At 68.2% G+C, this 11,149-nt stretch carries 9 protein-coding genes, 1 tRNA gene and 1 pseudogene; all 11 read right to left on the reverse strand.

The annotated features are described in order from the left end of the window. Positions 1-24: 24 nt before the first annotated feature. The 11 genes and pseudogenes from ACYVK3_RS02790 to ACYVK3_RS02840 all read right to left on the reverse strand — a co-directional run bounded on the left by ACYVK3_RS02790 (position 25) and on the right by ACYVK3_RS02840 (position 10,847). The gene (locus ACYVK3_RS02790) at positions 25-666 is read right to left on the reverse strand and encodes a GAF domain-containing protein (RefSeq protein ID WP_460495732.1); all 642 of its coding nucleotides are present in this window, start codon (positions 664-666) and stop codon (positions 25-27) included. A 4-nt stretch (positions 667-670) separates the two neighbouring features. Then, a pseudogene (locus ACYVK3_RS02795) lies at positions 671-1,282 on the reverse strand (GTP-binding protein); the annotation flags it as partial. Next, on the reverse strand, positions 1,260-1,631 hold the full coding sequence (locus ACYVK3_RS02800) for a DUF742 domain-containing protein (RefSeq protein ID WP_460495733.1): 372 nt from the start codon (positions 1,629-1,631) through the stop codon (positions 1,260-1,262). The pseudogene ACYVK3_RS02795 and the gene ACYVK3_RS02800, both read right to left, overlap by 23 nt. Next, entirely contained in the window at positions 1,631-2,065 is a 435-nt protein-coding gene (locus ACYVK3_RS02805) for a roadblock/LC7 domain-containing protein (RefSeq protein ID WP_460495734.1), read from the reverse strand. Before ACYVK3_RS02805 ends, ACYVK3_RS02800 begins: the two co-directional genes overlap by 1 nt. A gap of 115 nt (positions 2,066-2,180) precedes the next feature. Beyond that, positions 2,181-4,019 carry a sensor histidine kinase gene (locus ACYVK3_RS02810; RefSeq protein ID WP_460495736.1) on the reverse strand — a complete coding sequence of 613 codons (1,839 nt, stop codon included), beginning with the start codon at positions 4,017-4,019 and terminating at the stop codon, positions 2,181-2,183. A gap of 484 nt (positions 4,020-4,503) precedes the next feature. Next, positions 4,504-4,586, reverse strand: a tRNA-Leu gene (locus tag ACYVK3_RS02815). A 289-nt stretch (positions 4,587-4,875) separates the two neighbouring features. Continuing rightward, positions 4,876-5,910 (reverse strand): ABC transporter ATP-binding protein, encoded by a 1,035-nt coding sequence (locus tag ACYVK3_RS02820; protein WP_460495923.1) that lies wholly within the window; start codon positions 5,908-5,910, stop codon positions 4,876-4,878. Between the two features lie 5 nt (positions 5,911-5,915). Then, positions 5,916-7,070 (reverse strand): ABC transporter ATP-binding protein, encoded by a 1,155-nt coding sequence (locus ACYVK3_RS02825; RefSeq protein ID WP_460495737.1) that lies wholly within the window; start codon positions 7,068-7,070, stop codon positions 5,916-5,918. A 3-nt stretch (positions 7,071-7,073) separates the two neighbouring features. Further along, positions 7,074-7,985 carry an ABC transporter permease gene (locus ACYVK3_RS02830; RefSeq protein ID WP_460495738.1) on the reverse strand — a complete coding sequence of 304 codons (912 nt, stop codon included), beginning with the start codon at positions 7,983-7,985 and terminating at the stop codon, positions 7,074-7,076. Further along, a complete protein-coding gene (locus ACYVK3_RS02835; protein ID WP_460495739.1) occupies positions 7,978-9,003 on the reverse strand; it encodes an ABC transporter permease in 1,026 nt (341 codons plus the stop codon). The genes ACYVK3_RS02830 and ACYVK3_RS02835 overlap by 8 nt, the downstream gene beginning before the upstream one ends. Positions 9,004-9,101: 98 nt before the next feature. Beyond that, complete coding sequence (locus ACYVK3_RS02840) at positions 9,102-10,847, reverse strand: periplasmic substrate-binding domain-containing protein (protein ID WP_460495740.1); 1,746 nt, start codon at positions 10,845-10,847, stop codon at positions 9,102-9,104. Positions 10,848-11,149: the final 302 nt, after the last annotated feature.

The raw sequence follows: 11,149 nt of genomic DNA on the forward strand, positions 1-11,149 counted from the left end.
GCGGCGGAAGCGGCCTCCTCTTCGCTATGCCTCTCCCGGATATCCGAGTGCCTGCTGCCCCGGTGCCTGCTGCCTGACCGCCTGCTGAGCCGACTCCTGCTCGTGCTGCTTGCGCTCGCGGATGCGGTCCATGACCTTCGCGGCCATCTCCTTGATGACGTCCAGGCCCGGGCGGCCCCACTCGTGGGTCTCGGTGTCGACCACGCACACGGTCCCGAGCGTGTTGCCGTCGTCGTCGATGAGCGGCGCGCCCATGTAGGAGCGGATGCCGATCTTGTCGACGACCGGGTTGCCCGCGAAGCGCGGGTAGTCGCACACGTCCCCGAGCACGAGGGCCTTGCCGCGCACCACGACGTGCGGGCAGTAGCCGTGGTCGCGGTCCATCTCCCGGCCGACCTCCGGCGGCGGCTCGGCACCCGCCAGGGCCTGCGAGGCCGTGTCCCCTTCCGGCGCGGCCAGACCCGCGAAGTACTGGCGGTCCTCGTCGATGAAGTTCACCATCGCGTAGGGCGCGCCGGTGATCTCGGTGAGCTGCTTGGCGAGGTCGTCGAACTCCGGGTCGGGCTGGTCGCCGATCCCGAGCTCGCGCAGACGCCTGACCCGCTCGGGCGCGCGCGGGTCGTCGGGGGTGATGGTGAGTCGGAAGTCGTTGTCGGACGTGGTCATTCTGGGCTCCTAACCGGGCGACCGCGGCAGCGGCCGACATGAGGTGCTTGGTCAGGGTGACCAGCACCAATGTAGCGGAACGTGGATCGCGCGCGTCGCAGGTGACGATCGGGATATTCGGTTTGAGGTCCAGGGCGGTGCGCACTTCTTCGGGCTCGTAGTGGTACGAGCCGTCGAACTCGTTGACCGCGACGATGAACTCCGTGCCGCGCCGCTCGAAGAAGTCGAGGGCGGGGAAGCAGTCCTCGAGCCTGCGGGTGTCCGCCAAGACGACCGCGCCGAAGGCCCCGTCGGACAGCTCGTTCCACATGAACCAGAACCGGTCCTGCCCGGGGGTGCCGAACAGGTACAGGATGTGCCGCTGGTCCAGCGTGATGCGTCCGAAGTCGAGGGCGACCGTCGTGGTCTCCTTGTCCCCCAGGCCGGTGAGGTCGTCGGTGCCGATGCTGGCCGTGGTGATGGTCTCCTCGGTGCTCAGCGGTTCGATCTCGCTCACCGAGCCGACGAAGGTGGTCTTGCCGACGCCGAATCCCCCTGCGACGAGGAGTTTGATCGCGGTGGGCAAGGGTTGGTGTTGTTGTGCAGGCGAATGGTCAGAGTCGCCGTTGTAGGCCATTGAGGAGTGCCTCCAATACGGTTCGGTCGGTGGGATCGACGGCGGGGTCGGGCGATTGGGCGGTTACGGCGCCGCAGTCGACGAGGTCGGACAGCAAGACCTTGATGACCATGGCGGGGAGCCGAAGGTGGGCCGACACCTCGGCCACCGAGATCGGCTCCCTGCACAGGAGCAGCGCCTCCGCGTGCTCGGCTTCGAGCTGCGAGGGCCTCATCTGCCCGGTCGACCTCACCAGCGAGAGCAAGTCCAGCTTCGCGGTCGGAGCGGTGCGTCCATTGCTGACCGTATACGGGCGGACCAGCGGACCGGCGTCCTCGTCGAGCAGTGGAAGGTCCTCGAAGTCGGACATCAGCCCACCATTTCACCACTGGTGGCCGCGGGCCTGCGAACGGGCGTCTCCAGGTACGGGCGCACGCTCTTGACCAGGATCGACATCTCGTATCCGAGCACGCCGGCGTCGGCCTCGCGCCCGGCCATGACGGCCAGGACCGCGCCGGATCCGGCGGTGGAGACGAACAGCAGCGTGTCGTCGAGTTCGGCGACGACCTGCCGTACCCCGCCGGCCGAGCCGAACTGGGCGCCAGCGCTGCGCGCCAATGAGAACATGCCCGAAGCGATGGCCGAGAGCTGGTCGGCCTGGTCGGTGCTGAGCCCGTGGAACGCCTTCTTGATGCCGTCCGAGGACAGCAGGAGGGCGCTGCGGGTGTGGGGCACCCGTTTTATCAGACCGGCCAGCAGCCAGCCCAGATCTGTCGCTTGCGCCGCTGCCTCATCGCCTGCCATTAGGCCTCCTCGTTTCGGTATGGAGTGGAACGGTCTCCGAAGTGAGGACCCCTGCCATCAGGCCTCCTCGTTTCGATACGGACTGGAACGGACTCCGAAGTGAGGACCCCTACCATCAGGCCTCCTCGCTTCGATACGGACTGGAACGGTCCGAAGTGGGGATCTGGGTTTCGTCCTGCGTGTCGGCCCGGAACTGGCCTTGCTGGAACGCCTTCATCAATTGGGGGTCGTGGCCGGACTCGGACCCGCGCGCCGCCGGCTGCGGCGCCTCACGCAACTGCGGGGCGAGGTGGGTCTGCTTGTTGCGCTTCGGCAGCGCCGGCCGGGCGTCGGACTCGCGCCCGGGAGGGGGGCTCTGGTGGTGCGAGCCGCCCGCGCGTCCCGAGGCGTCGACGGTCGGCATCTCGGCGGTCTCGTATCCCGCGGAGCCGTAGCCGGGGCCGCCCGCGGTGCCAGTGCCGTAGCCGGAGTCGTATCCGGGCTCGGAGCCGTAGCCGGCCCCGGGGGCGTTGCGGGGCGGCGGGGCATAACTCGACTGGATCGCGCCGGTCTGGTGGCCGCTGCCGGCGACCGGTTGCGGACGGGCGGCGTGGCGGCCGGTGTCCGCGGCGACCGTCGCCAACTGGACCGATGGCAGGGCCGGGAGCTGGCTCGGCGGGGCCGAGGGCACCCGGACGGGCATCTGCTGCTGCTGCGCGGGCGGCGCCTGGACCTCTCTGGGAGCGGGGCGCTCGGGTGTGTCGCCGAGGAGGTCCTCGCCGAGCACCATGATCGCCTGGGTGCCGCCGAAGATGTTGGACTGGAGCTGCACGGTGAGGTTGTGGCGCCGGGCCAGCGAGGAGACGACGTACAGGCCGATGCGCCCGTCGGCGAGCAGCTCGTCGAGGTCGACGTCGTCGGGCGTCGTCAGCATCGTGTTGTAGCGCTCGCGTTCGTGCTGCTCCATGCCCAGACCGCGGTCCTCGACCTCGACGGCCAGGCCGGAGCGGACGCGCTGGACACGGATGAGGACCTGCGTCTGGGGGGCCGAGAAGGTGGTGGCGTTCTCCACGAGCTCGGCGACGAGGTGGATGACGTCGGCGACGGCGTGGCCCTTGAGGGTGCCCTCGATGGGCCGGACCAGCTTGACGCGGGCGTACTGCTCCACTTCGGCGACGGCGCTTCGCAGCGCCTCGTAGACGTTGACCGGGCGCGACCACTGGCGGTGCGAGCTGGCGCCGCCGAGGACCGCGAGGTTCTCGGCGTGGCGGCGGATGCGCGTCGCGAGGTGGTCGACCGAGAACAGGCCTTTGAGCAGGTCCGGGTCCTCGACCTGGTTCTCCAGCTCGTCGAGCTGCTCGATCTCGCGGTGCACCAGCGACTGCAGGCGGCGGGCGAGGTTGACGAAGATGCCGACGCGCGGGTGGACCGCGGTGTCGAACCCGCTGGTCGGGATGGCGCCGGTGTTGGCGCCGGCGCCGCTCTGAACGGCGTTGCCGTTGCTGACCGCGGGCGAGGGCTGGGGGACGCCGCGGCTCGCGATGACGCCGGCCACCTGGCGCAGTTGCTGGGCCTCGGCGGCGAGCATGCGGATCGCCTCGGACGTCGGCACGTCCTGGCGCGTCTCGGATGGCATCGGCACCGACCAGCGCTGCTCGGGCGGGACGGTGCGCTGGAGCTCTTCGAGGACCTGCCAGATCTTGTAGTGCGTCTCGGCCGTGGAGCGCCGCACCGCCGCGATCTGGCGGCCGATGTCGGTGTTGATCTTCAAGGCGGAGTGGACGGCCAGGTAGAGCACCATGCACAGGAACAGCGCCGCGGTGCCGACCACGATGGCGGGCATCCATGCCGGGCCCGCGCCGATATCGGTGCCGGTCAGGAAGACCGTGACACCGACGCCGAGGGCCGCGGTGGCCGCCAGCGGCAGTGTGGCCAGCCGCAGCAGTCGGGACTTCAGATCCGCGGAGCCGTGCACCGGTCCGTCAGTTCCGGCCGCGCCATTCGGCTGGGCCAGTCCATTTGATTGGAACGTATGGGTTGTGGACCGAGGTGTTTCGGGCATCGCCATCCTCACGACACAGGCCAATCGACTCCGCGATACCAAAAAAGTGGCAAAGTCATTGCAGCAGAAGGGAAGTGACTCCCAGCGATCTGGTTCGACATGATGGTATCAGCGCTCTTTCCCTGGATAGCACGCGTACCCAAGACAGTCAACATTGAGATGAACCAGACTCACAGTCATGTAACGGTACATCCAGCCCACAATGAGCCTTTGAGCAGGGGTCCGATCGCGTTCGGCGATCGGGACCGGTGCGCCCGCCTCCGCTCAGACCTTCACCCGATCGGGGTGGCACTAAGGCGGCGGCATCGAACGTGACCGGCACCGCAGTGGCGGAATCGGCGCGGCTTAGCGCTGAGGACTTTTGGATCCTCTTGACGGCCTTGCATACTCCCAGTAGTGCCCGAGACGGGACTCGAACCCGCAAGCCGCGCGACGGCCAGTTTTAAGCTGACTGTGTCTACCAGATTCCACCACTCGGGCTCGTATGCAAGACACGCTAGCGGCATTTCGCGCCGAGTGGTGCGCCCCGATCCGGTGATTGGGACCGAGCACAGCGTGAGACCCGGTTTTGTCGGGAGTACGACAGTAGATTCGCCCTTCAGCGCCGTCCTCACCGCGCCGCGGAAGCCCGGCCGCCTCCGATGGGAAACCCACAGCGCCGTCCTCACCGCACCGCCGAAGCCCGTCCGCCTCCTTTGGGAAAATACAGGCGGGCCGTCCCGCGGAGGCGGGACGGCCCGGTGATTCGATATTCGCGAGGCGAGGCGGCTCAGACGAGCTGCTTCGGCGCGGCGTAGTGGCAGGCCGCGCGCGTCTGGCCGTCGTGGTCGGACCGCAGCAGCGGCTCCACCTCGATGCATTGGCGCTGCTCGCCCTCGGAGAGGGTCTGGAACAGCGGGCAGCGGGTGCGGAAGCGGCAGCCCGACGGCGGGTTCGACGGGCTCGGCACGTCGCCGACCAGCACGATCCGCTCCCGGGTGCGCTCCTTGCGCGGGTCGGGCAGCGGGATCGCCGACATGAGCGCCTGCGTGTACGGGTGCGCCGGGCCGGCGAACAGCTGGTCCGTCGTGCCCTCCTCGACGATCTTGCCGAGGTACATGACCGCGACCTTGTCGGCGATGTGGCGGACCACCGACAGGTCGTGCGACACGAACAGGTACGTCAGCCCCAGCTCGTCCTGCAGGTCCTCCAGCAGGTTGATGACGCCGGCCTGGATCGACACGTCCAGGGCGCTGACGGGCTCGTCGAGCATGAGCACCTTCGGCTGGAGTGCCAGGGCCCGCGCGATGCCGATCCGCTGGCGCTGCCCGCCGGAGAACTCGTGCGGGTAGCGGTTGCGGTGCTCGGGGTTCAGGCCGACGATCTCGATCAGCGAGTTGACGCGGTCGCGTCCCCCGTTCTTGAACATGCCGTGCACGCGCAGCGGCTCGGCGATGATCTCGAAGACGGTCATGCGCGGGTCCAGCGATGCCATCGGGTCCTGGAACACCAGCTGGATGTCGCGCCGGATCGGCCGCATCTGCGCGCGCGAGAGCCGCGTGAGGTCCTTGCCCTCGTAGAACACCTCTCCCGAGGTCGGCTCGATGAGGTTCATCAGCAGCCGGGCCAGGGTGGACTTGCCGCAGCCGGACTCGCCGACCAGCGCCAGGGTCTCGTTCGCGCCGATCTCCAGGTTCACCCCGGAGACGGCGTGGACGGCCCCGACCCTGCGCCGCACGATCCCCTTGGAGCGGACCGGGAACTCCTTGACCAGGTTCTTCCCGGCGATGACCGGGCTCGTGGCCGCCTGCGGCGTGTCGAGCATGGCGTTCACATGTCCTCCTGGTGCTTGGTCTCCTGAGGAAGGCTCCCGTGCGGGGCGTCGGACTCGACCGCGGCCTCGATCTCGGGGTCGGAGGCCACGGGCGCGAACACGTCCTCGGGCCGCTTGCCTTCCAACTGATCGGCGAAGTGGCAGGCCGAGACGTGGCCGCTGGGACTCACCGGCAGCAGATCCGGCTCGATCTCGGCGCAGATGTCCTGCGACATGGGGCACCTCGGCCGGAACGGGCAGCCCGGCGGCATCTTCAGCATCGACGGCGGCGTGCCGTGGACGGGCGTGAGGCGGTGGCCCCGCTCCTCGTCCATGCGCGGCATCGAGCCGATCAGGCCGAGCGTGTAGGGCATGCGCGGCTCGTAGAAGATCTCGTCGACCGTGCCCTTCTCGACCGGGCGGCCGGCGTACATCACCAGCACGTCGTCGGTGTGTCCGGCGATGACGCCCAGGTCGTGCGTGATGAGGATGAGCGCGGCGTTGACTTCCTCGCGGGCCTTCTCCAGCGCCTCGAGCACCTGCGCCTGCACCGTCACGTCGAGCGCCGTGGTCGGCTCGTCGGCGATGATGACGTCCGGGTTGTTGGCCATGGCGATCGCGATGACCACGCGCTGGCGCATGCCGCCCGAGAGCTCGTGCGGGTAGGCGTCGACGCGCTGGGACGGGTTCGGGATGCCGACCATGTCGAGCAGGTCGATGGCGCGCTGACGCGCCTCGGCCTTCTTCACGTCCGGGTAGTGGACGCGGATCGCCTCGGCCAGTTGGAACCCGACCGTGTAGACGGGGTTGAGGCTGGTGAGCGGGTCCTGGAAGATCATCGAGATCCGCTTGCCGCGCACGACCGAGAGCTCCGCGTCGCCGAGCCCGACGAGCTCCTCGCCGAGGAGCTTGGCCGAGCCGGTGATCTCGGCGGTCTTGGGCAGCAGGCCCATGACCGCCATGGAGGTGACCGACTTTCCGGAGCCGGATTCGCCGACGATGCCGAGGCTCTGGCCCCGGCGCAGCTCGTAGGAGACGCCGCGGACGGCGTGGACGGGCCCGTCGTCACTCGGGAAGGTCACGTTGAGGTCGTCGACCTCCAGGACGAGTTCGCCTTTGGCCGATGCGCGCGCGGCGCCGTCGGCCGGGGTGCCGTTGACCGTCAAGTCCATGGGTTAGCGCCTCACCATCGTCTGCCGGGGGTCCATCGCGTCTCGCAGGCCGTCGCCGACGAAGTTGATCGTCAGCGCGATGAGGATGACGAAGATGCCCGGGATGTAGAACAGATACCAGCGTTCGCTGAAGGCCGACGATTCGGCCGCCTGGATGAGCAGGCCCAGCGACGTGTCCGGGGCTTGGATGCCCAGACCCAGGAATGAGAGGGTCGACTCCGACAGGATCGCGAAGGCGATCTGAAGGGTCGCCGAGACGATGATGACGCTCATCGTGTTCGGGATGAGGTGCCTGAAGATGATGTGCAGGTCGGAGCCGCCGACCGAGCGTGCGGCTTCGATGAATTCCTTCTCCCGCAGGCTCAGCACCTCGGCGCGCACGGCTCGGGACGTGCCGAGCCATCCGAAGATCATGAGGATCAGGGCCATGTGCCACCACGTGGTGCCGCCGCGGATGTTGCCGGCCATGGCGGCGGTGATGACGAGGAACGGGATGACGAACAGGACGTCGACGATGCGCATGAGCACCGCGTCGACCCATCCGCGGTAGTACCCGGCGACGGCGCCGACGACGGCGCCGATGAACGTCGAACCGATCGCGACCACGAGCGCGACCTTCAGCGACTGGGCGGTGGCGCGCATGACGGTGCCCATCATGTCGCGTCCGGCGCGGTCCGAGCCGAACGGGTGCTCCAGCGACGGCGGCTCCCACGACCCGATCTCGGTGTGGATCCGGTGGTCCCACGTCCAGAGGAACGGCCCGAGGAAGGCGAACAGGATGATCAGAACGAAGCCCACGAGGCTGACCACGGCCGCCTTGTGGCGGAAGAAGCGCATCGTGATCATCTGGAGCTGCGTGCGCTCCTTCGAGGTGATGGCCTCGGCGTCGAGGACTGCGGAGGTCGTGTTACTCATAGCGGATCCTTGGGTCGAGCACGCCGTACATCAGGTCGGAGATCAGGATGCCGATCAGGACGATGACGCCGGAGATGAACAGGTAGCCGAGCACTGCGAACGCGTCGTTGTGGGTGATGGCGTCGTAGGCGAACGCGCCCAGGCCCCGCCAGCCGAAGATCCGCTCGATGACCAGCGAGCCGCCCATGGCCGTGGCGATGCCCAGCGGCGCGAAGGTGGCCACGGGGATCAGGGCGGTGCGAAGCGCGTGGCGGCGCATCACGGTCCCGTTCCGGACGCCCTTGGCGCGGGCCAGGCGCACGTAGTCGGAGTTGAGGACCTCCAGCATCGAGGCGCGCTGGTACCGGGACATCGCGGCGTAGCCGGTGAGCATGAGCACGATGGTCGGGATGACCAGGTACGGAATGGCGTCGAGGAAGACCTCCCAGCCGTTGCCCTGGAATCCGCGGGTCGAGTCGCGGTAGGTCTGGAAGACCGTCGAGCCGATGGCGTTGTTCGTCTGGACTGCCGCCTCCTTCATCAGCAGGCCGAACCAGAACGTGGGCATCGAGAGGGCGAGGAATCCGATGAAGGTCAGCAGGTAGTCGACCTTCGAGTACTGCTTGACCGCCGAGACCACGCCGGCGAGGATCGCGATGGCGATCGAGGCGAAGGTGGCGAACAGGACCAGGCGCAGGGTGATCCAGAAGCGGGAACCGATCTCGCCGCCGATGTCGATCGCGCTGCCCTCGACCGACGGGCCCCACTCGCCTTGGAGCAGCCCGATGTCGCCGTTCGTCTCACCGAAGCCGGTCAGCCACAGCCAGTAGCGCTCGGGCATCGAACGGTCGTAGTACAGCCGTTCCTTGATGTTGTCCACGGTCTCCTGGGGCACCGGCTCACCGGTGGCCTGCTCCAGCAGGAATACCTGGTCGGCGACGGGGTCCCCCGAGATACTCACCAGGATGAACGCGAGCATGGAGGCGCCGATGAGGACCGGGATCATCATCACGATGCGCCGAATGGTGAATACAAGCATAGTTCCTCGATAATTGCAAAGGCGTGATCGATGGCCTGCGGCGGAGTGGTCCCGGCTGCCGAACTCGCGCGAGCCGGTCCGCCTGCCACTGGCGGGGATTACTCAGTACCGTCGACTCCCCACTCGGCGATGTTGTACAGCGCCCGTTGCTGGGAAGCCCAATTGTCCCTGACGTTGACGAGCTGCTCCGAAGCCATGACGGCGACCGGTGTGTCGATGATCGGCAGCACGTAGGCCTCGGCGATGACCTGTGCGACGGCGTCGTTGGCGATGTCGGCCGCCTCGTCGGGATCGAGCGTCTCGTCCAGCAGGGCGAGGGTCTCGTCGAGCGCGTCGTCGTCGAGCCCGCCGAAGTTCGAGGACGAGGAGCTGGACCAGTACTGGCTCGCGCTGCCGACGAAGGTCGGGGTCGAGGACCAGCCGTATTGGATCATGTCGAACCGGCCTTCGAACAGCGTGGGGCCGAGGTCGGCCGAGGCGAAGGGGTCGAGTTCGATCTCGAGGCCGAGGTCGGCGAGATTGGCCTGGACGATCTGGGCGCTGACGGAGCGGTCGACGCGGCCCTCGGTGTAGCCGTACGAGAGGGTGACCGGCTCGTCGTCGGGCGTGCGGAGACGGTCCTCGTCGTCCCAGGTGTAGCCGGCGTCGCTGAGCGTCCGGCGCGCGAGCTCGATGTCGCCGAAGCCCTGGCCGGTGGCGGTCAGGTGGTCGACGAAGTGCTCGGAGGCGCCCCGGAAGAGGTGGTTGAGCTTGCGTTCGGCGTCGAACTGGACGTTCGCGTAGGTGCGGTCGATGATGTTCTCGACATCGATCGCCTGGAACACCGCGTTGCGCAGCGCCTCGTCGGACAGGAACTCGTTGTTCGTGTTGAGGTCGATGTGCTCCCAGCCGGGCCCGGGGGCGATCGCGTAGTCGATGCCGTCGGCCGTCTCCAACTGGGAGATGTGCTCGACGCCGACCGAGACGGGGCTCGCGCCGTCCACGGTGCCCTGCCGCATCTCGGTCACGATCGAGTCGACGGAGTCGAAGGCCTCGAGCGTGATCCGGTCGAGCGTGACCTCGGTCGAGCCGGCCCACTCCGGGTTGGGCTCGTAGATCACGAACTCGCCCAGGGCGCCGTCGGTCACCCGGTACGGTCCGGCGGTCCAGGTGGGGACGGTCTCGGTGAAGTAGTCCTGCGACGCCTTCATCGCCTCGGGGTCGTCGCTCCACGAGTAGCCGGACTGCTCGGCGATGTGGGCGGGGTGCGACAGGACCTCTTCGTACCGCCACTCGGCCGAGGAGTAGCCGTCGGCGTAGGTGACGGTGACCGTGTCGCCCTGGGCGTCGATCGAGGCGACGGCGGAGCCGTATGCGGTGGTGGCCGGGGTGCAGCCGGAGCAGAGGGACTCGTCGCCGGATCGGGCGTACCAGTGGTAGACGAAGTCGTCGACGCCGATGCGGGTGCCGTCGCCCCAGGTGGCCTCCGGGTTGAGGTGGTAGGCGACCTGGACGGGATCCTCCCTGACCAGTTCGGGATCGGCCGAGAGGAGTCCGTCGTTGAACTTCCAGTCGCCGTCCTGGTCGAACTGGCCCAGGTGGGGCCACACGCCCGCCAGCGCCATGCTCAGGTAGGAGCTGTTGTCGGCGGCGACGGAGGGGTTCCATCCGGACCAGGAGCCGTCGATGGCCCAGGTGATCTCGCCGCCGTCGGCGCGCTCGCCGGAGTTGCAGGTGGTGACCTGGTGCTCGCAGTCGTCGAATCCGCCGGCATCGGCCGACGCGCCTCCACCGCACGCCGACAGCAGCAGTGCCGTCGCGGCGGGGAGGGCCGCGGCGGTCGCGGGCCCGTACTTCAGACGCATCGTTCTCCTCCGGAAACCACATGGTGTGCCCGTCCTCGGTCCGCGGACCGGGGGATGGCGGGTCCACTGGCTCGGCGCGGGTTCGCGTCGCCGGGGCTTCGGCTGCTGTGCCGTGCGACGCTGATACAGCCTTCCACGTGAGAGGGGCCGACGGCTCCCCTCGAACTCCATATGAGCCTTGTTCGTTGTTCTATCGTTATGTTTTTCGGCGGAGCGCGGCTGCGGCGCCGCAGGCCCGCGTCCATCCGGCGTCATCACCGTGACCGTCGTGTGATCAACGGCCTCGACCGCCCACGAAGAGG

This window comes from Glycomyces tarimensis, assembly GCF_054776215.1.